This window comes from Bradyrhizobium prioriisuperbiae, assembly GCF_032397745.1.
Taxonomy (GTDB): domain Bacteria; phylum Pseudomonadota; class Alphaproteobacteria; order Rhizobiales; family Xanthobacteraceae; genus Bradyrhizobium_A; species Bradyrhizobium_A prioriisuperbiae.
In genome coordinates this window covers 7,359,848-7,381,095 of the sequence record NZ_CP135921.1, presented here as the reverse complement: position 1 = coordinate 7,381,095, position 21,248 = coordinate 7,359,848, and the positions used below count along the sequence as shown (strand labels likewise).

Genomic DNA, 21,248 nt, shown 5'->3' with positions numbered 1-21,248 from the left:
CTCAGTATGGCGGCGGTGGGATGGTCTGCTCTCCCTGGGTGTAGAAGGGATAAACAAGATTGCTGCGGATATTGGTCTTGCGGATGGTGTAGTCGACGGTAATCAACAGCAGGCCACTGACGGAGACGTCGGTGCTGACCTTGATATCGTCGACATTGATGCGCGGCTCCCAGTACAGGATCGCCTGCGCGATCATGCTCTGGAGCTGCGTCGTGAGGGTCGTCGTGATGCCGTGAAAAACCATCTTCCAGAGCTGATTGCCATAAGTCGGCAACATGGTGCGTTCTCCGAGCGAAGTGGAGAACAGAATCCACAGACTCTCGCGAATGTCTTCGTCATCGCTGACCATGACGACCGAGCTGCTGGCGCGCGCAAACGTCGGTGGAAAGCTCCAGCCCGTCCCCAGAAAGGATGTGTCCGCGCTTGCCATCGTCCATCACCCGCCAATCATGACGGTGGGGAAGCCCAGCATGATGGTGCCGCCATGCGCGGTCTTGTCGCCCATGCGTGCAGCCGGCATGCCCATGATCGTCACCGTGGTCGACCCCTTGATGACGGCGTCGGGCGGTCCGATGCAGATCGCCAGGTCGCCGACCTTCGCCGCCGGCAGTCCGCCGATCAGCACGGTTGGCGCGCCCGGACCTGCAATCGGCCCACCGACATGCGGGATCGGCGTCGGCGCCATCGGCGTGCTGAGCGGGCACTGGTGAAAATCGGTCAGTCTGGCGGCGGGGGGCATGCCATGCTCCGGTGCTGGGGCTTCATCTCAGTTGATCTTTACAAGACCGCCTTGCAGGGTCAGCATGCCAGACGCGGTGACTTCGGCCTGTGCGGTACCCTGGGCGGAGAACTTCGTTTGCGCCTTGTGGGCCACTTGTAGTCCCTCCATCGTCGCGTTCGCCTTGGCGCTGAGCTTGAGATTTCCCTTGGCTGCGATGGTGATGTTGCCTTTCGCCGTGATATTGACGTTGGAGGCGCTGTCGAGCGAGATGCCGCTTTTCGACAGCGAAACGGTGTTGCCGTTGCTGTCCTTGATGGTGATCGCCTTGCCCTTGTCGTCGAGCTTGATGCTGTGACTGCCGGGAGTCTTGATTTCAATGATCTTGCTCTCCTCATCGAAGCTGATCTCCAGCTTGCTCCGGGTCACCAGCGACTTCTTGTTGTTCTTCTGGTCCGGCTGGATCGGAGGGGCGAGCTTCTTGCTGTAGACGCTGGCAAGAATGACCGCATAGCGGGGATCCTCATTCATGAAGCCGACCACCACCTCGTCACCGATTTCGGGGTAGAACACCGCTCCGACCTTGTTCGAGGCGTAGAACGTGCCAAGCCTGGCCCAAACGCCCTTGGCGTCGTCCTGCAGCAGCGGTAGGGCGACAAAAACGCGAAACTCGCCGTTGGGATCGCCCGCCACTTTCTTGACAACGCCGGTTTGCAGGCCCTTGATCGGAGGCAACTGGCCGGACGCTTCGGGCGCGGCGATCTCGGGCGCTTCAGCAGCGAACCAGCGCTCGGACAGTCCGAAATAGGTCGTTGTCAGCCATTCACCATCGGTGATGCAGTGGTGGACGCCGCTGACGTAGGCGTTGCCGTTAAAACGATTGCCGAGGCCGGCGAGCGCTATGGTTTTGCCGGTCTGCGCCAGTGCGCTGCCCTGAAAGCTGACCTGTCCGCGAATTTTCGACAGCTTGGACTTGAGCAGCTCCGCCGACGACCAGTCCTTCAGTGCGGTCTTCTCGATCGGTGCGCCGGTCTGCTGCGCGAATTTCTTCACGCCAAAGACCTTGGCCAGATCTGCAGAGGAGAGGTTTCCCTGCTCGGTCACCTTGACCGGGCCTGGACCCGCCTCGGCGAGCTTCTGGGAGTCCGGGTCCCAGGTGTAGCTGTTGATGGCTGTGGACGCGTACTGGGTTGCGGCGTTGATCTCCGCTCGCAGATCGAGGATGGAGTCGCCATATTCCACGGTCAGAACCGGCGACTGCCCGTTGTCGGGCGTGTTCACCACGACCTTGCCGTTTTCCACCACGACCACAAAGCCGTTCATCTGCGCCCGTGTCAGCATCAAGTCCCAATCGCTGGCGTAGTACTGGACGATTTCCTCGTGGACCGTGTTGGTGGCGGCCACATCCTTGCTGAGACCGTTGCCGGTGATCAGCTTTCCGATCAGGTCGCTGTCGGTGATCTTGTCGAAAAGCGCGTTCTTTCGCTCCAGAGCCATCTTGATCGCCTCATCGGTGATATCGACGATGAGTTGCGAGCTGCCGTTGTCGCTGATCTCGATCCCCTGCTTGACGACGACGCCACGGAAGATCGTGCGATTGGTGCCGTCGTAGCCGGCGGCGATCTCGATTTTCTTGCCGGGGATGAAGGTGGGCAGATTGCTGATTTCGAAATCCTGCTCGGCCGGATCTCCATCGGACAGAACGACCCGTGCTTTCGGCACCTTGTTGACGGCGTTCCAGATCTCAATCGACACCACCTGGAAGGAGCTGTCGATCGGCTTGCCCTCGGATTTGATCGAGAAGCTGCTCAGCGAGCCCGCGGCAAGAACAGGTGAGGGGGCCGTCATGTCGGAGAGTCTCGCAGCGGCGGAAACAGAAGCTGCATCCCGGCAACCAGATCGCGAAAATGGGCGAGACCGTTCACCCGGGCGACCTCGAGATAATACACGCTGCTGCCATAGATGTCGTAACACAACAGCGGAAGCGTATCGCCCGCCTTGACCGTCACCACATGCGACAGATCAGGCGAGTTCTTCGTGGCCAGCAGGGCAAGTTCGGTCTCACTCAGGAAGCTGGTGAAAATGGCGTTGGCCCGCGCCCGCAGGGGCGTGCCGTCGGGCTTGAACAGGGTATAGTTCAAGTCGAGCGTCGACAGTCGGCACTTGAACAACAGCGAGCCCCACGACACCTCGAGAAAATTCGGGCTGTGGATGCCGCCGTTGTAGCTGAAAGCCAGCTTCAGGAAGGTATTGATCTGGTCCTTGATGCCGTCGGACATGAACGGGACCACACCGGGCAGGGGACTGCCGACTACGCCGGTGCCATCGAACACCAGTTCGAACTTGACCGTATCCGCCAGCGTCTTGTTGAACTTGGGCGACGCGCCATTGCTGCCCTGGGCCTGGGGGTCGTTGTAGAGAATCTTGTATGAGCGCGAGTAGGAAGCGGGATTGATATAGACCGAGAACCGGCCAAGCTCCTGGGTGAACTTGTCGTTCTTGTAGGCGATGATCTTCATTTTGCTGAGGCTGCCGGAGTAGCCCATGCTAGCGCTCCTGCAATGTTCTCAGCGCGCGAAGAACGCGCCGAACGCAGGCGTCGACGATCTCATCCCGACTGATCGATTCTCCGGTGGCCTGGCCGGCTCCGGCAGCTCCGGCGGCATTGACGTCAGCCTGCCCGCTGGCGGACGCGGTGTCACGCACGCGTATGCGAATGCCGATTTCATTGATCTCCATGGTCATCGACATTCCCCGTCTTCATAATCCACCGTGCAATTCGTCGGGCGAGGCGGCACGAGGCCGCGATCAGGCTCGATCGGCCAGTTTTGCGGTCACTTTCGCCAATTGAACGGCGGCCGTCAGCGGATCGCCCAGGTTCAAGCGTTCGAAGTAGTTGTAGGAGAGCTCCAAGGATTCGATCAGAATCTTGTTGTCCTGCGAACTCAGGTTTGAAACGTTCCACTTGAGCGGATAGGCGTTCACCACCGCCCAAGCGATCGATGGAATGCCGCTCTGGCCGAGCAGCGACACCAGCAGGTTCTGCGGGAGCACCGGCATCGAGAGCGTCGATCCAATGGTCCCGCCGAACCATTCGGCGAAGAACGACAGCGTACTGACCGCCCCGCGCTTCAGGACCAGGTTCGAGAACTTGGTCTGCTTCGGAAGGCGATGCACAAAGCGATTCTCGCCTCCCTCCGCGACCTCTTCGACCTGAAATTCCGACTGGAGCCCGGAGATCTCCTGGAAGCTTGCGTCGACATCGGACACCAGGGCCAGAGGAGTCGCCGCGCCAAGCACGGTTACCGTGAAGTAGAAACTCGGCGGGGGATAGTAGGTGTCGGTCATCAACCTGCTCGCGTTACGGCGCCGCCACGGTCAACGTTTCGAAGGCGACCTCGACGGATTCGACCGCCACTTCGTTGCCTTCCGATTTGAGGTCGGTGCCGGTGATCTTGGTCGGCCACGCATTGCCGAGCGTCCAGACCATCTTCGGGTTTCCGGTCTCGTCGAGCAGATTGATCACCACCGTGCGGCGCTTGATGGTGTTCATCTTGATCTCGTTGTACCAGTTCCACAGTTTGGAATCGGTGACGAAGATGCCCTTGCGCATGGTCACGTTGCCGACCTTGCCGAGCCCCGGCATCTTGATCGGATAGAAGCTCGGGCTGTTGCCGTGCCGATACTCGATCGGCCGGGTTTCGCTGTCGAGGCCGCTCACCTCCTGGAAGTTGACGCTGTCGTCGTCGCCGAGCTTCACCGAGAAGTAGAATTTAGGAAGCGGCCATACCTGGTCTTGGACTTCGCCTGCCATTTCATTCTCCAATTGACTGATGCGAGTTGTAGGATTGTATAGTCAAGTCGAAGCGCACCGTCGGTGAGCGTCAGCTCATTCCTTCCATCTTTTGCTTGAAGGTGAGTTCAATGAACTCGGCGGGACGGATCATCTGCAGGGTGACCTGCACGATCATGTAGCCGTCGAGAACATCCATCGCCGTCATGGTGCTACCGAGACCGCACTGCACGGAGAAGGCCTCATCGGGCTTGTTGCCCATCAGGCCTCCCTGCGCCCACAGGTTCTGCAGGAACGCCGAAACCATCGCGACCACCGCAACCCATGTCTTGCCGTCATTGGGCGCGAACACGAATTGATTGAGCGCGGTCTTGATCGACGTCTCGCAGTAGATCAGCGTCCTGCGGACCTGGATGTAGCGATAGTCGCGGCTGTTGCCGTCGAGTGTGCGTGCACCCCACACCACAGGCCCGCGGCCGACGAAGTCGCGGATGACGTCGATCGCCTTGCCGTTGATGGGAACGTTGAGCGGTCCTTGCTGCGCGCCGTTGAGTTTGACGCTCGGCTGCACCACGGAGTTCAGCACGACGTTTGCCGGCGCATTCCAGACGCCGCGGGTGGCGTCGTTCGCGGTGAAGATGCCGGCCATGGTGCCGCTCGGAGGCAGCATGCACATGATGTAGGCAAGGACATTCGACATCTGTTGGTACAATGGAATGCCGTTCACCAGATTCTGATTGAGCTTGGTGATGGCGCTCCAGCCGGCATCGGTCGTAACATCGCGATATTCCGGCTTCGCGGTGTCCTCGATCCAGCCCTTGAGCATCAGGTAGGTCGGGTTGTCGTCGTTCACCGGGCCCTGCTTGGTCGAGTCGGTGGACGGATAAAGGTAGGATGCTTCGCTCTTGAGAATCTCCTCCAGCTTCGACGTGTCGAAATTCAGATAGGTGATCTCGCCGGGCTGGATGATGGAGGTGATCAGGAAGGGAAAATACGACATGCCGTAGCTGAGCCCGGCGTCGCCGACGGCTTTCTGGAAATTCTCGATGATCGTGCTCAGCTGCGCGTTGTAGTCCGCGCTCTTGGGGTTGAGAGCCTGGGTCCCATAGACATCGAGGATCGCCACACGGTCCTGCAGCGCGGTGCACTGCGCCAGCATGTCCCGGGACAGCTGCTGGAATTTCTCCGATGTCGGCATATAGCCCGGCGGTGGCGTCGCGGGCGGCTGATCTGCCGGCAGCAGAACCGCGTCGGGAATGACGAGCATGGTCGGCCCGACCTGCTCGCTGACCGCGGTCAACCCCTTCGACAGGTCGTCGTACGAGATGGTGCCATCAGCGCTGTAAGCGCCGACCGAGACGACGTAGCAGGTGCCTCCGCCGTTGGCATAGAACATGCGCAGGCAGTCGTAGAGATTGTAGGTCGGAAGCCCGGCTTTCTTGCCAAGGTCGATGTCCGCCGTCATCGGGGAGAACAGCGCTTTCTCCCGTGTATAGACGTAATACTTCGTCACATACTTGCTGCTGGTCGCGTCCCAGATATCGGCGGAAAAATCGCAATTGTCCGCCGTGACCGCATTCTTGTCGGGGTCGGTCTCGCTCATGTCGTAGACGGAGTTGAAAGCGTCGCCGAAAATCGCCTTGTAGTCGGCCAGCGAATTGATCAGGAACGGGGTGAAGAAGGCGGGCTTGCCGCTGACTTCGCATTTCTCGGTATAACCGATGAACGCCGGGATCGCGGTTGCGACGCCAGGGATGGAGTTGGGAAACGCACTGAACTCGGTGACGTAGACGCCAGGGGTCGTTCTATTCTTATAGGTAGACATGACCTGCTCCTCATCTGAGTGGGCACGACAGAGTTACGCTTGGTGAGTAAAATCAGACATAGACGTAGATATCCGAGTAGTTTCGGGTGCCGGCATTAGCGTCGGCATACGATGGCGTGGTCGAACGTTGGATGGATTTCACACGGCTGCGCGGGCGCCGGGTGGGCTGGCTAGCCGTTGCGCTGGCCTGCGGCAGGACCTGCTGATTTGCGGCAACCGGCAGGCGATCGATAAGCGTGTCATCATCGAGCCGGCGGTCGGACCGCTTGCCTTTCAGGCGAAGGCGGTACGGCGATTGCTGTTGCAGCAGCAGAGGCTGCTCGGAGACAAACTGGTAAGCAGGAGCGCCATTGGCCAGCACGACGGGCAACGGCCCGGCGAAGGAAGCGGAGGGGCCCGGCGGCAGGCTCTCGATGAAGAGATCGTCGAACGTGACGCGGGAGGGCTGGGGGACGATGAAGTAGGTCCAGAATGTCGAACGGGCGTCAAAATTCAGCACGTAGTCGACCCCGATCATCGTTGTCTCGCCTTTCGGGGTGAGATTCTGCACCGGGTAGATTCCCGGCGTCTCGGCGCTGGGCCTGCTGAACATCAGGTCGATCAGGCAGAGCGGTGTCGGGGCATCCGCTGTATAAAGACACGTTTCCGTTCGATCGACGTGACCGTCATTGGCCATGTACTCGATCGTGTACTTGTCTTCCGGCAACAGTGAGAAATCGAGGTAGATCACGTCGCGGCAGCGATTTGGCAGGGTCGGCGGCAGCGACGCGAGCCAGTGGCTGCAGCCCGCGGAAGGCTGGTACGGCGTTGCTTGATCGGGAATGCACCGGGGCTCACACAAGACCACCTCGCCGGAAATGGCGCGCACCGTAATGCCGGCGATGTCGTCTGACACCGGGGCGGGATACTGCTGCGGAATCACCGGCAAAAGCTGAGTGGCGCCGACGGCCTGATTGGGATTGAGAATAACCCCGACCTCGGGTTCGAGGTGCGCGGCCTCGTTGGTGAAATAGAAATTCTGCTGGGTCGGGTTGATATCGATCGGGACATCGGTGACGTTGAGGAAGTAGGGGCTTCGCGAGGCCAGCACGAAGGACAGCCGTGTCCAGAACTGCTCGGGCATACCCGGCTCGGCAGTGCCTTGGCGCCGCAGATACGATTCGAGATCGTCTTTACGATTTTTGTCGTAGAAGACCGCGAAACCGGTTCCCTCGTCCTTGAAGACGAGACCGAGAGACGACATCAGGTGTTGCGTGAACGCGGTGGGGTGGACATCGAAGTCCGGACAGGCGTCATCGAAACGGTTGTAATAGGCGTGCCGGAACGACACGCGCATCAGCGGCTCGAAATATGTCCTGCGGTGCAGGGGCGCGCTCCTCAGCGAGCGCCGTCTGGCAGCCTGCTCCGCTTGCGCCGCACCATTCATCTGTCTTGCCCCCGAAGCATCGCCACCTTGCCCATCAGTTGCGGCCTGTTTCTTATCGTTTCATTCCGTCTCGTTTCATCCCGTCACTTGGCGTCACGGCGTCTTTGGCGTCACGGTGCCTTCGGCGCCTCGACGCCTTGCGCGGCGGGTACCGCCGCCTGCATCGCATCGCTCGAGAAGGGAATCATTCGAAGTTTGTAATAGACCGACGGCAGATACTTCGTGCCGAGCATGCCCATCAGGTAGTTGACCTGGAGGAGATCAAGGTTGGTGATCTCCATGGTGATCTTGTCGATCTTCGCATCGAGGCCCGGCATGTTGGCATGCGTGAACCATGGATTCTGCTGGAAGAAGCTGATAGTCTTCGAGATCATTCCGAGACCCTGCGCGTAACGCTTGTCGTGGAAATTCGCAAAGAACAGGATGAACAGGTCGATATAGAGCGGCGGCTGGACGACTGCGTAGGTGCTGCTGTTCGCTCTCGCAGTCGAATTATAGGTGCTTATGATTGTTTCGTGTGTGATGTTTGTCACCACCATAACAATCTTATCTCTTGCGCCTTGGCAGATTGCTCCATCGTGATCCACGATGTTCGACAGAATGACCCAATCTTCATCATTGCGATCGATGTTCTGAAAAAAACTATTCAAACTTTGGCAAATAAGCTCGCAAACTGATCTGATTAGCTCCATGGCCAACTCGTATTCCTACGGCTTCATTTCATAGTGCTGCCGTTCGCTCTCGCCGTCGAATTATTAGGTGCTCGTGACTATTTCGGATGTGATTTTTGTCACCACCTAATCTCTTGCGCCCAGGCAGATTGCTCCATCGCGGGTCGAGGATGTTCGACAGATGACCCGATCTCCATCGCTGCGTTCGATATTCTGAAAAAAGAATTCAAATTCTCGCAAGGCTCACAAACAGATCCGGTCGGCTCCACGGCAAAACTCGTATTGCTACGGCTTCAATTCATTTTTTGTCTGTTGCTTTTGGCGCTCTCCGTTTGCGTCAGGAGGATCGCGGGCCGCGTATCGCCAGCGCGCGTTTCGTCGGCGAACCGTAGGTATCAAGACAAAGTTCTCACGTCGTCACAGACCGCGTCGATGCGCGGCGCTGTTCCCTGACTTTGGCCGGATGCTGGAACGACGTTTCCTGAGGCGCGCAATCACGCGCTCGCTGCAAGACGCGCTGATCCAGGGTCAGTCAATTGAGCTTTAGAATTTAATCGGGCTCTGCCGAAAACACTGGAATCACGTCACGGATTTGACGCGCAAGCACTCGTCTCAGCGCGAACGATTACACGCACCGCGAGTAACATGGGAAGTCATTGCCGAGACGGGAAAGCTTGCCCCACCTTACCCATTCATAAGCTAGCCGAAACCGTTCTTGTCGCGCAAGTGAAAAGTAGATGACATGAAAAATGACACGCGGAAATTGTATCTACGATTTTCATTGAGATGGATACAACGTCAATCTTGTCGTCTTCTTTGATCCGATGCATATCGTCGAATCGGCGCTGACGTCCAAACAAGATCTCGCTCCCGAACCCCCCGGTCTCGCCGACAGGCAGGCGGCATGGTGGGGCCTTGCGCGCCTTGCTGATCGTCACATGCGATTGAGGATCAACATCATGCGATCGTGGATCGTCCTGACCAGCGCGCTGGATAGGTGGGGGGTAAGGCTTCGAGAGCCTCTATGGTGTCCGTAGCCGGGACCCTAGGAGCAACAGTGGTGGCGCCGGCAGCCAGCTGAACAAAAACGGGTCGCACAAATAGATCGCCGACGAGGAGTGCGCCGTTGTTTCGAATGTGAAAGTCTGGCTGTCCCGTTATTCAGCGGTAGGTTCTTTGCAGAACCCCGGTTCATGTTTAACTTGATGGTTCGGTGGGCTCAGGCGTCGCCACGCTGTCCTCGTCGTGCAGGTCGATCAGGTCGCCGAACGCGCGAATGTTCCGGAGGGCGCGTGGCCTGGGTGAGCCGTTGCGATCGATGTTGCGCTCCATCTCGAGCGCCCACTCCTCGCCGTCCTTGCGCCGGCGGAAGGTCTCGGCCACATAACGGGTCTTGCGGCGGACCTGGACGCGCCAGTTTCCTGATGCCAATTGAGTGAAGGTCGCCACGCGTGTGCACTCCGACTTTCGTGTGCGCTGTGTGTGCACCGAGAGGTCAAAACAGGTACAAACGTGTGCAATTTCGGCTATTTTGGAGTGCACACGTTCGTGCTTCATCCTATTAAGAGTACTGGATAAACGATTGGAATCGCAAGACTATCGCTTTTCTGTGGCACCCATGATGGATTGGACCGACCGGCACTGCCGGGTGTTTCACCGCCAGCTGACGCGGCGTGCGCGGCTCTATACCGAGATGCTGACCACCGGGGCGATCCTTCATGGTAACCGGCAACGGTTGCTGGGCTTCGACCAGAGCGAACACCCGGTCGCGCTGCAGCTTGGCGGATCCGAGCCGGCTGCGCTCGCCGAATGTGCCAGGATCGGCGAAGATTTCGGCTACGATGAAATCAATCTCAATGTCGGCTGTCCGTCCGATCGCGTGAAAGACGGTCGCTTCGGTGCCTGCCTGATGGCTGAGCCCGCGCTGGTGGCGACTTGCGTCGATGCCATGAAGCGTGCCGTCAAAATTCCCGTCACGGTCAAGTGCCGCATCGGCATCGACGATCAGGATCCGGAAGTGGCGCTGGATACGCTGGCGCGGGCCGTGGTCGCGGCGGGGGCGGATGTTCTGATCGTTCATGCTCGCAAGGCCTGGCTCAATGGTCTGTCGCCGAAGGAAAACCGCGATATCCCGCCGCTCGATTATGATCGCGTCTATCGGCTGAAGGCTGCGATGCCGCACGTTCCCATCGTCATCAACGGCGGCATCGGAACGATTGAGGAGGCGCGGCGGCATCTCGACCATGTCGACGGCGTGATGCTAGGACGCGCGGCTTATCAGGATCCCTGGCGGCTGCTGGCGGTTGATCCCGTGGTGTTTGGTGAGAGCGCGCCGTGTGCCGACATGAAAGCCGCACTCGATGCGTTGGTACCTTATGTCGAAGAGCAGTTGGCACAGGGGGGGCGGCTGCACTCCATCACCCGCCATCTGGTCGGTGCGTTTCACGGCGTGCCGGGCGCGCGCGCGTTTCGCCGGCATCTTGCCGAGCAGGGTGTCAGAGCGGGTGCGGGTGTCGAGGTGCTACGTGACGCGGTCGCGCTGGTGGGCGACAAGGTGCCAGTGTCTGCGGCTGCGTAACGCGCGGTCCGCTCGCTTGTCGTCTATGGATAGCCGCGCAGCATCAGCTTGTCGGCGCGCACTTCCCAGCTTTCCAGGCGGTCGAGGAAACTCATGCCCAGCAGGTTGGTTTTCATCTGGCCGCGCGGCAGCACGAGTGCCGGTACCGAGCGTTCGACCAGCTTGCCGATGGCGAGGCGATCCAGCGTCAGTCGCGCAGCGCGGGTGCGTCCATTCGCTGTTTCGATGTCGACATTGTAGTCCAGCAGTTCCAGTGGAAGCCCCGCCGCCTTGGCGGTGTCGTAGGTGAGCACGACCCAGCTCGCTCCCGTATCGATCACCATCGGTGTGTTGACCCCGTTGATCCTGGCGCGCAAGGCAAACTCGCCGCCGGTGCCGCGGGGAATTTCCGCGATGCGTTTATTGAGGACGGCTTGCGCGGTGAACACGTGGGTCACGGCATGTCTGGCTTTCTCGAGGTCTGCCGGATCGCCGTAAGCCAGCACGGCGCCACAGGTCGCAGCCATGAGAATGATGATGGCGAGGACCCGGCTCATGAGGCCCTCGTCATGTTGCTGTCGAGGGATCCGCGGGAGCGGTCGGAGCGGGAAATCCTGCGGTGCGCATCCGGTCCGGTAGCGCCGCCATGATCGCCCGCCGTTCGGCGTCCTGCATCGACGCCCACACACCGATCTCCGAGAGCGTCCGTGCACAGCCGCGGCAAAGCCCGCTGGCCGCGTCCAGGATGCAAACCTTGATGCAGGGGCTTTCGATGCTCATTCATGTCTTGATGCATATTTGGCCATTGACGGCAAACGGAAATGAGGGGGCGGGCTTGCTGCGCTCACAGTCCTGTCCCCGCATTCATGATCGGAGCATTGCGTCGCCGCGCAGTCTCGGTGCTCATGCCGGCGCTGTGGCGTCCGGGCTGCAGCGGCGGAGCGGCTTCATGCATCGGCGGCAGCGCCGACATTACGCGCTCCGGCGGGAAAGTGACGATCACTTCGGTGCCGATGCGCAGCTTCGATTTCAGTGTGAACGTGCCGCCGTGCATGTCGACCAGGCTTTTGGCGATCGGCAGGCCGAGGCCCGCGCCTTGTTCGGCCGACTTGATCGAGTTCGAGCCCTGGCCGAACGATGCCAGCACGATCGGGATCTCGTCTTCGGGGATGCCGGAGCCGGTGTCCTTGACGCTGAGATATTGACCGCCGGATGAGGTCCAGCCGACCTTCAGCCAGATATCGCCGCCCTGCGGGGTGAACTTGATGGCGTTGGACAACAGGTTGAGCACGATCTGGCGCGCGGCACGCTCGTCGCCCCACAGCCGCGGCATGTTCTGCTCGAACACCTCGTGGATCGTGATGCCGCGGCTGGAGGCGCGCAGCTTGAGGAGATGATGGCAGTCGGCAACCACATGGACCAGCGAGATGGCTTCTTCGTTGAGCTCGTAACGGCCGGCTTCGATGCGCGAGAGGTCGAGGATCTCGTTGATCAGATTCAAGAGATGCACGCCGGAATTGTGAATGTCGCCGGAGTAATCCTTGTAGACCGGCACGGCATGCGCGCCGAAGATTTCACTCTTCATCACCTCGGAGAATCCGAGGATCGCGTTCAATGGCGTGCGCAGTTCGTGGCTCATCTGGGCAAGGAAGCGCGATTTCGCCACGTTGGCCGCTTCGGCGCGGTAGCGCGCCTCGTCCGAGATCGATTTGGCCTGTTCCAGTTCGCCGATCAGTGCGTCCTTTTCAGCGCGGGCTTCCAGCGTCGCCAGCGTTGTCGAATGCAGCCGATGCGCGAGCAGCGCGAAATAGCCTTCCGCGGTCACCGCCAGCAGTGCCAGGATGTAGTCGTCGAGGGTGCCGCGCAGCACGAAATTGAGCGCAATCGCCGAGGTCACCGGCACGGTCGCGGCGAGGGCGGCGATCGGCAGGCTGGCCGCCAGCATGCTGGACACCGCAACCACCAGCAGCATCACGAACAGCATCAGGGTGTTGGAGACGACGTCCAGTCCCGACGGATGGACCAGGATGACGGTCCAGGCCAGCCCGTACAGCAGATCGAGCAGGATGAAGCGCACGCGCCATTTGCGGGTGATCGCGGGGGCGGCGCTTTCGCCGAGGAATTTGCTGCAGTTATGAATGATGACGGCGTGAATCGCGAGGATGCCGCAGGTCCACATCGCGGCGCCGATCGGCCGCACCCAGAAGCCGGATAGCAATCCCGCCGCGACCACGAGCAGCATGACCACGAACGACGCGGACATGCGCGTCTGGGCGTATTGTCTCAGCAGTTCATGGTCGAAGGCGGGGCGGGTTCCGCTGGTCGACGTCAGGCGATCACGGGCCTCGCGTACGCGCTGGGCGGCGGCGCGCCGGTGACGTGCCGGCGACAGGGAAGGCTGCTCGACCGGCATCGGATCAACTTTCGATATCTCGCCGGACTCACTCATCGACTCAACAGCTTCCCGCACGCGCACATGACAACGCTCCCGCTATCCATATCTGGCAAGAAATCCTTAAGGCGGGCCTTAAAGGCCAACCCAATCGGGTTAATAGCGGGTTAAAATGGCCGTGTGGCCGCCTGGAAACGCTGGCGAAATGCGATTTTTGGGGCTTCGAGCGAGAAATGTCGGTCCGAAGGCTGGCCAGAGGATTTGGGGCGCTCGAACGATAGAAGGGCGGCCCGTGGACCGCCCCTCTGTTTTAACCGGCCGGCTCCAGGCTCCAGGCCGTCCTTTGCCTCAATCAGCGCTGCAGGCGCGCCATCAGGCTCGAGGTGTCCCAGCGTCCGCCGCCCATTTTCTGGACCTCTGCATAGAAGTTGTCGACGAGTGCGGTGACGGGGAGGCTGGCGCCGTTGCGGCGGGCCTCCTCCAGGCAGATCGACAGATCCTTGCGCATCCAGTCGACGGCGAAGCCATAGTCGTATTTACCCTCGTTCATGGTCTTGTAGCGATTCTCCATCTGCCAGGACTGTGCCGCGCCCTTGGAAATGGTCTCGATCACCGCATTGACGTCGAGGCCGGCCTTCTTGGCGAAGTGCAATCCTTCGGACAGTCCTTCAACGAGACCGGCGATGCAGATCTGGTTGACCATCTTGGTGAGCTGGCCGGCGCCGGCTGGCCCCAGCAGTTTGCACATCCGCGCGTAGGCCGCGATCACCGGTTCGGCGCGCGCGTAGGTGGTTTCGTCACCGCCGCACATCACGGTCAAAACGCCATTCTCCGCGCCGGCCGAGCCGCCGGACACCGGGGCATCGATGAACTTGAAGCCGCGCTTGGTGGCCTCTGCGTCGAGCTCGCGTGCGACAGCGGCGGAGGCGGTGGTGTGATCGACAAAAATGGTGCCGGCCTTCATAGCGGTGAACGCCCCATTGGCCCCGATCGTCACCTGGCGCAGGTCGTCGTCGTTGCCGACGCACGCCATCACGAAGTCCTGTCCATCGGCTGCGGCCTGCGGCGTCGGTGCCGTGCGGCCGCCGAATTTCTCGGCCCAGGCCTGCGCCTTCGCGGCCGACCGATTGTAGACCGTGACCTCATGCTTGCCTTTGGTGACGAGATGTCCGGCCATGGGGAAGCCCATGACTCCAAGACCGAGAAAAGCGACTTTAGCCATCTTTTGAACCTTTGTTCCGAGGTTTGAGCACCGCAAGGCCGGTTGAGGCGTCGCCGCGGCCCGTTCCGGCTGCGCGGCAAAACACCTGATTCCCTGAGATCAGGCCCTGCAGATTGGCGGTTTGTTCGGTTTTTTGATCCCGCCGGTGCGGCAACCTGCCAACCACCGGTCTCGATTGCAAGGACCGTGATCAGGCCCCAAATCAGGGGGACATGGACCGGGGGATGCAGATGTTGACCCGGTCCGGGGGACGCGCGATGACTCGCCGGAATTTCGGACTTTGGCAGGAGATCAGGTTTTGACCGTCAGCAAGCAACAGGTTCTGGAGGCGCTCGCAAAGGTGCCGACTCCGCGTGGTGTCCCCCTGCCACAGGCCAGCGTGCTGTCGGAGATCACGGCGACCGACGGCAAGGTGTTTTTCTCGATCGGGGTCGATGCGGCGGAGGCGCGTGCCTGGGAAGACGTCCGCCACCGGGCCGAGGCCGCCGTGCGAGGCATTGCCGGGGTGACCACGGTGATGGTGGCTTTGACCGCCGAACGCAAACCCGGCACAGCGCCGGCCGCGCCGGCGCGTCCGGCGGGTGGGGTGCAGCCGGTGTCGGCACATCGGCCGCACAGTCACGGGGCGCCTGGGCAACATCCAGCCGCGAAACAGGCCGAGGTCGAGGGCGTTGCGGCTGTGATCGCCGTGGCTTCGGGGAAGGGCGGTGTCGGCAAATCGACCACCGCGCTCAATCTCGCGCTGGGATTGCGCGACCAGGGGCTACGGGTCGGATTGCTCGACGCTGACATCTACGGTCCGTCGATTCCACGGCTGACGGGTCTGCGCGACAAGCCGCAGCTCAACGAGGCCAAGAAGATGATCCCGCTGCAGCGCTTTGGCCTCGCCATCATGTCGATCGGCTTCCTGGTGGAGGAAGAGACCGCGATGATCTGGCGCGGGCCGATGGTGATGTCGGCGATCACGCAGATGCTGCGGGATGTGGCGTGGGGCACGCTTGATGTGCTGGTGGTCGACATGCCGCCTGGCACCGGCGATGCTCAATTGACCCTGGCACAGAACGTCCCGCTGAAAGGCGCGATCATTGTCTCGACGCCGCAGGATCTGGCCCTGATTGACGCGCGGCGCGGCATTGCGATGTTTCGCAAGGTCAATGTGCCCGTCCTCGGCATTGTCGAGAACATGAGCTATTTCCAGTGTCCCGAATGTGGCACGCGGTCGGATATTTTCGGTCACGGTGGGGCGCGTCATGAGGCGGAGCGCCTGGGCGTGCCGTTCCTCGGCGAGATCCCCCTGCACATGTCGATTCGCAGCACGTCGGACGCGGGCACGCCGGTGGTGGAGAGCGAGGCGGACGGTACCCATGCCGGGCTCTATCGCGCCATCGGCGCCAAGGTACGGGAGCAGCTGAAGCCGTTCATTTCCGCGGCCTGAGCCGGCTGCCGAACAGGCCGGGTGCAGTGCGCCATTTCGAGTGAAATTGCGCGGTTCGCTGCCGGCCCCTACTTTGGTTGTATTCAACACGTCATCCCTTTTGCCGCGTTTTCCGCGGCCCAGGTTCCGTGTTACAGAGCCTTATTCTGGTTCAAGAAACGTCCCCAAGGAGGAGATGCCTAAATGAAGCGTCGTGATTTTCTCAAGGTATCGGCAACCGGCGCAGCGGTGGCCGCGGTCGCCTCGCCGGCGATTGCGCAATCGTCACCCGAAGTGAAATGGCGTCTCACGTCGAGCTTTCCGAAATCGCTCGATACCATTTACGGCGGCGGCGAATATCTCGCCAAACAAGTCGCCGAAATGACCGACAACAAGTTTCAGATCCAGGTTTTCGCGTCGGGCGAAATCGTCCCCGGCCTGCAGGCTCTCGATGCCACCTCGAACGGCACCGTCGAGATGAGCCACACCGTGTCTTATTATTATGTCGGCAAGGACCCGACGTTCGCGATTTTTGCGTCCGTTCCGTTCGGCCTCAATGCGCGCCAGCAGAACTCCTGGCTCTACCAGGGTGGTGGCAACGAGCTCGCCAACGAGTTCTTCAAGAAGTTCAATATCGTCGGTTTCCCCTGCGGCAACACCGGCACCCAGATGGGTGGTTGGTTCCGCAAGGAAATCAAAACCGTCGCCGACCTGCAGGGTCTCAAATTCCGCATCGGTGGCATTGCCGGCCAGGTGCTGCAGAAGCTCGGCGTCGTGCCGCAGCAGATCGCCGGTGGCGACATTTATCCGTCGCTTGAAAAGGGCACCATCGACGCGGCCGAATGGGTCGGTCCCTACGACGATGAGAAGCTCGGTTTCCAGAAGGTCGCGCAGTACTACTACTATCCCGGTTTCTGGGAAGGCGGCCCGACAGTGCATGCCTTCGCCAACCAGGAAAAGTTCAACGCGCTGCCGAAAAACTATCAGTCGATCCTGACCAACGCTGCGGCAAACACCAACTCCTGGATGGCAGCCCGCTACGACATGCAGAATCCGACGGCCTTGAAGCGGCTGGTTGCCGGCGGCGTGCAGTTGCGGCCGTTCAACAACGAGGTGCTGGAAGCCTGTCTCAAGGCGACCAACGAACTCTGGGGCGAAATCTCCGCCAAGAACCCCGATTTCAAGAAGTCGATCGAGGCCATGCAGGCTTATCGCTCGGACGAATATCTGTGGTGGCAGGTTGCCGAATACACCTTCGACAGCTTCATGATCCGCTCGCGCACCCGCGGCTGATCAGGCGCCTGGATCAAACGGAAAGCCCGGCCTCGCGGCCGGGCTTTTTGTTATCTGATGGTGTGTGCCAGCGAAAAGAGGGGCGGGACTCAGCCGCCGGTGACGCTCATATGGCGGCTGACGCTCGGCCGGTTGTGGCGGCGATCGATGATGAAGTCGTGCCCCTTGGGCTTGAGGCCGATCGCACGATCGATAGTGGCATTGAGAAGATCGTTGTCGGGGGACGCCCGCAACGGTTTGCGCAAATCGGACGCGTCTTCGTGGCCAAGGCAGGTATGAATCGTGCCGGTGCAGGTAATGCGGACCCGGTTGCAGGATTCGCAGAAATTATGGGTCATCGGCGTGATGAAGCCGAGCTTGCCGCCGGTTTCTGCGACACGCACATAACGCGCCGGTCCACCCGTGCTCTCGTCGAGATCGGTCAAGGTGTATTGGGTGGCGAGACGGGCTCGCAGCAATGACAGCGGCACATACTGGTCGATGCGGCCTTCACCGATCTCACCCATCGGCATGACCTCGATCAGCGTCAGGTCCATGTCCTTGCCGTGCGCCCACTGTATCAGAGACGGAATCTCGTCTTCGTTCATGTTCTTGAGCGCGACCGCATTGATCTTGACCTTGAGGCCGGCGGCGCGGGCGGCTTCGATGCCGGCCAGCACCTTGTCCAGATCGCCCCAGCGCGTGATGGCGCGGAATTTGGCCGGATCCAGCGTGTCCAGCGAAACATTGATGCGGCGAACACCACATGCGGCGAGTTCGTCGGCAAACCTGGCCAGCTGCGAGCCGTTGGTGGTCAGCGTCAGCTCGTCCAGGTCTCCGGTCGAGAGATGGCGCGACAGCGACCGCACCAGTAACATCACGTTGCGGCGGACCAGCGGTTCGCCGCCGGTCAGCCGCAATTTTCTGACGCCCTTGGCGATGAATGCCGAACAGAGCCGGTCAAGCTCTTCGAGCGTGAGCAGATCGGCTTTGGGAAGAAAGGTCATGTCTTCCGACATGCAATAAAAGCAGCGCAGGTCGCAGCGGTCGGTCACCGACACCCGCAGATAGCTGATGGTGCGGCCGAACGGATCGGTCATCATTTCCGGCAGAAAAGGTCCGTTCATCCAGCTGGCCTGACGCAATGGTGTGAGCCGCGGCCCGAAGGCCGCTTATCACAATGTAAGCATCAGCCGGCTGGCATACAATCAGTTCCGGACCCCCGAGCCGTTTTAGCGGGTCGGTGGAGGGAACGCGCTGTCGGCAGCAGGGGCGGGTGCCGCCGCCGGGGCCGCAGTGGCCTTCGGAGCGCGCTTCTTGGCGGGTCTCTTGATCGCCCGCTTGGGCGGAGCCGCGGGCTGCAGCTCGGCGAACACCGGATTCGGATCGGTCGTCACCGAGACGCCGCTTCCGAAGTCTCCACCCTGTCGCAAGACCTGCACGGCAACGGTCTGCGGCTCATATTTATCCAGCGTATAGCTGACAGTGAAATTGTCTGTTGCCTGGACCGATACGGCGCACGGCGTTTTACAGCCGGGCCCCACTGATGTGCGGGCATCCGCTCCTGGCGGAACCGATTCGAGCCGCACCGTCGCGCTCGGCGGTGTCGACTTGAGAAAGTCCATTGATGGCGTTGATATAGAGCCACAGCCGGCAAGCCAAAGGCTTGCACCGGCGATAAGTATAACGCGACGCATGATCCACCGTCTCTTGTTGCGGCAAGCCGCCACAGTCCCCGCGCGGACCATAAGAGTGTCATTCGGCCTGCGCAACGTTTGGTGAACAAGGTATTCAGAAAAGGTTAACGATGGTGCGTAAATACCACATTAAATGTGACTGAATTTCAGTTAGTTAAGCCCTTAGGCCAGAGACAGAAGGCGGCCAACCGCCTTCGGCAGGTCCCGCATGTGAGAGATAATGATATCCGGCTTGAGCTCCTCGATCGGAGTTTCGGTGTAACCGAAGGTCACGCCGATGACCGGAACGCCGGCCCGCCGTGCGACACCGATATCCGTGCCGGCATCTCCGACCATGATGGTCGACGCAAGGCTGCCGCCGGCGCGTGCCACGGTCTGGCGCAGGATCACCGGATCCGGCTTGCTGACGCCGAAGGTGTCGGCCCCGCAAATGGCGGCAAACCGGGGGCTCAGCTCCAATTGATCGAGCAGCCGTTTGGAGAGCCATTCCAGTTTGTTGGTGCAGACGGCGAATTTGGCCCCACGCGCAGCCAGCTCGTCCAGGGCGTCGGTGAGCCCGTCAAACGGACGCGACAGGTCGGCGATATGGTCGGCGTAGTAGGCGATAAAATCGCGCGTCAGCCGGTCGAGGTCGTCCGGCCCCAGCGAGCGGCCCTCTGCCTCCAGGCCGCGCTCGAGCAGGCGGCGGGCGCCGGCGCCGATCATCTTCCGCGCGGCGGCGAAGGGAAGTGGCGCCAATCCCTCGCGATCGAGGATGAAATTCAGGGCGCCGATCAGATCGGGCGCGGTGTCGACCAGCGTGCCGTCGAGGTCGAAAACAATAAGGGGAAATGCAGTCATACGGGATCGCTAGCGGGACTTGTGCCACCGCGCAAGCACGGAAATATCGGACCGCAGAAGGGCTGTGAAAGGGCCGCCGCGGCCCTGTTCCTCGCCGCAAATCGAGGCTAGATATGCGCCTCCGGAGCGGCGGCCGTCGGCCCGGTCTTTCCCGCAGAGGATCGTTCGATGACCATGGATGAGCTGAAACGGCAGGCGGCAGCACGCGCGCTCGACCACGTGCGCGACGGCATGAAACTCGGGCTGGGCACCGGATCCACGGCCAAGCATTTTGTGGAACTGCTGGGAGAAAAAGTCCGGGCGGGGCTTAACGTCGTTGGTGTACCGACCTCGGAAGCCACCCGGGCCGATGCGGAGCGTTGCGGCGTTCCTTTGAGCACGCTCGACGAACTCGAGCGGCTCGATCTGACGGTCGACGGCGCGGACGAGGTCGATCCCCAGCTCAACTTGATCAAGGGCGGCGGCGGAGCACTGCTGCGCGAAAAGATCGTGGCTGCATCATCGGATCGCATGATCGTGATCGCCGACGATTCGAAATGGGTGGAACGGCTCGGCCGCTTTCCATTGCCGATTGAAGTCATTCCATTCGGCCTCGCGGCGACCCGTCGTGCGATCACCGACGCCTTCGCTGCCAACGGCGTTTCCGGGGGGCTGGACCTTCGAAAAGGCCGGGATGGCCATGGTTTTGTCACCGATGGTGGCCACTGGATTGTCGACGCCCATCTCGGGGCGATCCCCGATGCCGCTGCGCTGGCGCGGTCGCTCGCCGCCATACCAGGGGTTGTCGAGCACGGCTTGTTTATAAGGCTCGCGACAACAGTGGTGCTTGCGGGCCCGACAGGAATTCGATCGATCGAGCGGCCCTGAGCCGCGTGTCAAGGAGAAGCGGAATGATGAAGGTTTCGAAAACACTGCTGGCCGTCGGGTTCGGCCTCGCGTTGAGCGTGGTGAGCGCGCGGGCCCAGGCTCCCAAGGCTGCGGCCTCGCCGCCGCCGCCCCCTGCAAGCGCGGTGGCAGCTGCGACCGAGCTGCTGGCCATCAAGAAGGCGAGCACGGTCTATCAGAACATCGTTCCGACCGTGATCCAGCGGACCAAGGATGCCATCCTTCAGAACAATCTGAACTATCAGAAGGATCTCGACGAAGTCTCCGTCAAGCTTGCCGGCGAACTGGCCAGCCGCCGTGACGACATCGCCAAGGCGATGGCGCTGATCTATGCGACCAACTTCACCGAGCAGGAATTGAAGGATCTGGTCACCTTCTACAAGTCGCCGCTGGGCCAGAAGTTTCTCGACCAGGAGCCGAAGTCGATCACCGGCAGCCTTGCCTTCATGAACGACTGGGCCGGCGCGTTTTCGAACGAAGTCGCAGCCAAGTTCCGGGCTGAAATGCGGGCTCGCGGCAAAGAGATCTGATCGCGG

General features: G+C 60.9%; 23 protein-coding genes. 5 read left to right on the top strand and 18 right to left on the bottom strand.

The window, feature by feature from the left end; translation table 11 throughout:
* Position 1 precedes the first annotated feature (1 nt).
* The 11 genes from RS897_RS34580 to RS897_RS34530 all read right to left on the bottom strand — a co-directional run bounded on the left by RS897_RS34580 (position 2) and on the right by RS897_RS34530 (position 9,882).
* A complete protein-coding gene (locus RS897_RS34580; protein WP_315833156.1) occupies positions 2–430 on the bottom strand; it encodes a GPW/gp25 family protein in 429 nt (142 codons plus the stop codon).
* A gap of 6 nt (positions 431–436) precedes the next feature.
* Positions 437–739, bottom strand: coding sequence for a PAAR domain-containing protein (locus tag RS897_RS34575; RefSeq protein WP_315833155.1), 303 nt, complete (start codon positions 737–739; stop codon positions 437–439).
* Positions 740–766: 27 nt separating this feature from the next.
* A complete protein-coding gene (vgrG, locus tag RS897_RS34570) occupies positions 767–2,566 on the bottom strand; it encodes a type VI secretion system tip protein VgrG (protein WP_315833154.1) in 1,800 nt (599 codons plus the stop codon).
* Entirely contained in the window at positions 2,563–3,264 is a 702-nt protein-coding gene (locus RS897_RS34565) for a CIS tube protein (protein WP_315833153.1), read from the bottom strand. The genes vgrG and RS897_RS34565 overlap by 4 nt, the downstream gene beginning before the upstream one ends.
* A gap of 1 nt (position 3,265) precedes the next feature.
* Entirely contained in the window at positions 3,266–3,463 is a 198-nt protein-coding gene (locus tag RS897_RS34560) for a DUF5908 family protein (RefSeq protein WP_315833152.1), read from the bottom strand.
* A gap of 63 nt (positions 3,464–3,526) precedes the next feature.
* Positions 3,527–4,066 carry a phage tail protein gene (locus RS897_RS34555; RefSeq protein ID WP_315833151.1) on the bottom strand — a complete coding sequence of 180 codons (540 nt, stop codon included), beginning with the start codon at positions 4,064–4,066 and terminating at the stop codon, positions 3,527–3,529.
* A 13-nt stretch (positions 4,067–4,079) separates the two neighbouring features.
* The gene (locus RS897_RS34550; RefSeq protein WP_315833150.1) at positions 4,080–4,532 is read right to left on the bottom strand and encodes a phage tail protein; all 453 of its coding nucleotides are present in this window, start codon (positions 4,530–4,532) and stop codon (positions 4,080–4,082) included.
* A gap of 70 nt (positions 4,533–4,602) precedes the next feature.
* On the bottom strand, positions 4,603–6,336 hold the full coding sequence (locus RS897_RS34545) for a phage tail sheath family protein (protein ID WP_315833149.1): 1,734 nt from the start codon (positions 6,334–6,336) through the stop codon (positions 4,603–4,605).
* A gap of 52 nt (positions 6,337–6,388) precedes the next feature.
* Complete coding sequence (locus RS897_RS34540; protein WP_315833148.1) at positions 6,389–7,762, bottom strand: hypothetical protein; 1,374 nt, start codon at positions 7,760–7,762, stop codon at positions 6,389–6,391.
* Between the two features lie 110 nt (positions 7,763–7,872).
* Complete coding sequence (locus tag RS897_RS34535) at positions 7,873–8,454, bottom strand: Pvc16 family protein (RefSeq protein WP_315833147.1); 582 nt, start codon at positions 8,452–8,454, stop codon at positions 7,873–7,875.
* A 1,176-nt stretch (positions 8,455–9,630) separates the two neighbouring features.
* The gene (locus RS897_RS34530; protein WP_315833146.1) at positions 9,631–9,882 is read right to left on the bottom strand and encodes a hypothetical protein; all 252 of its coding nucleotides are present in this window, start codon (positions 9,880–9,882) and stop codon (positions 9,631–9,633) included.
* A gap of 133 nt (positions 9,883–10,015) precedes the next feature.
* Here RS897_RS34530 and dusA point away from each other — a divergent pair, with 133 nt between their 5' ends.
* The gene (dusA, locus tag RS897_RS34525; protein ID WP_315833145.1) at positions 10,016–11,011 is read left to right on the top strand and encodes a tRNA dihydrouridine(20/20a) synthase DusA; all 996 of its coding nucleotides are present in this window, start codon (positions 10,016–10,018) and stop codon (positions 11,009–11,011) included.
* Between the two features lie 23 nt (positions 11,012–11,034).
* Here the strand turns inward: dusA and RS897_RS34520 are convergent, their stop codons facing one another.
* The 4 genes from RS897_RS34520 to RS897_RS34505 all read right to left on the bottom strand — a co-directional run bounded on the left by RS897_RS34520 (position 11,035) and on the right by RS897_RS34505 (position 14,604).
* On the bottom strand, positions 11,035–11,547 hold the full coding sequence (locus RS897_RS34520; protein ID WP_315833144.1) for a TIGR02281 family clan AA aspartic protease: 513 nt from the start codon (positions 11,545–11,547) through the stop codon (positions 11,035–11,037).
* A 10-nt stretch (positions 11,548–11,557) separates the two neighbouring features.
* A complete protein-coding gene (locus tag RS897_RS34515; protein WP_315833143.1) occupies positions 11,558–11,770 on the bottom strand; it encodes a DUF1289 domain-containing protein in 213 nt (70 codons plus the stop codon).
* Between the two features lie 64 nt (positions 11,771–11,834).
* On the bottom strand, positions 11,835–13,439 hold the full coding sequence (locus RS897_RS34510; RefSeq protein ID WP_315833142.1) for a sensor histidine kinase: 1,605 nt from the start codon (positions 13,437–13,439) through the stop codon (positions 11,835–11,837).
* A 295-nt stretch (positions 13,440–13,734) separates the two neighbouring features.
* Positions 13,735–14,604, bottom strand: coding sequence for an NAD(P)-dependent oxidoreductase (locus RS897_RS34505; protein ID WP_315833141.1), 870 nt, complete (start codon positions 14,602–14,604; stop codon positions 13,735–13,737).
* Between the two features lie 298 nt (positions 14,605–14,902).
* Here RS897_RS34505 and RS897_RS34500 point away from each other — a divergent pair, with 298 nt between their 5' ends.
* Together RS897_RS34500 and RS897_RS34495 are read left to right on the top strand one after the other, a co-directional pair.
* Positions 14,903–16,039 (top strand): Mrp/NBP35 family ATP-binding protein, encoded by a 1,137-nt coding sequence (locus RS897_RS34500; protein ID WP_315833140.1) that lies wholly within the window; start codon positions 14,903–14,905, stop codon positions 16,037–16,039.
* A gap of 183 nt (positions 16,040–16,222) precedes the next feature.
* Positions 16,223–17,311 carry a TRAP transporter substrate-binding protein gene (locus RS897_RS34495; RefSeq protein ID WP_315833139.1) on the top strand — a complete coding sequence of 363 codons (1,089 nt, stop codon included), beginning with the start codon at positions 16,223–16,225 and terminating at the stop codon, positions 17,309–17,311.
* Between the two features lie 89 nt (positions 17,312–17,400).
* Here the strand turns inward: RS897_RS34495 and moaA are convergent, their stop codons facing one another.
* The 3 genes from moaA to RS897_RS34480 form a co-directional block, all read right to left on the bottom strand.
* Entirely contained in the window at positions 17,401–18,417 is a 1,017-nt protein-coding gene (moaA, locus tag RS897_RS34490; protein WP_315833138.1) for a GTP 3',8-cyclase MoaA, read from the bottom strand.
* A 105-nt stretch (positions 18,418–18,522) separates the two neighbouring features.
* Complete coding sequence (locus RS897_RS34485; RefSeq protein ID WP_315833137.1) at positions 18,523–18,915, bottom strand: hypothetical protein; 393 nt, start codon at positions 18,913–18,915, stop codon at positions 18,523–18,525.
* A 234-nt stretch (positions 18,916–19,149) separates the two neighbouring features.
* Positions 19,150–19,827 carry an HAD family hydrolase gene (locus RS897_RS34480; protein WP_315833136.1) on the bottom strand — a complete coding sequence of 226 codons (678 nt, stop codon included), beginning with the start codon at positions 19,825–19,827 and terminating at the stop codon, positions 19,150–19,152.
* A gap of 168 nt (positions 19,828–19,995) precedes the next feature.
* Between RS897_RS34480 and rpiA the strand changes: the two genes are divergently transcribed.
* Together rpiA and RS897_RS34470 are read left to right on the top strand one after the other, a co-directional pair.
* A complete protein-coding gene (rpiA, locus tag RS897_RS34475; RefSeq protein ID WP_315833135.1) occupies positions 19,996–20,694 on the top strand; it encodes a ribose-5-phosphate isomerase RpiA in 699 nt (232 codons plus the stop codon).
* A 23-nt stretch (positions 20,695–20,717) separates the two neighbouring features.
* Positions 20,718–21,242, top strand: a complete 525-nt coding sequence (locus RS897_RS34470) for a DUF2059 domain-containing protein (RefSeq protein WP_315833134.1) — start codon at positions 20,718–20,720, stop codon at positions 21,240–21,242.
* The last annotated feature ends 6 nt before the right edge of the window (positions 21,243–21,248 follow it).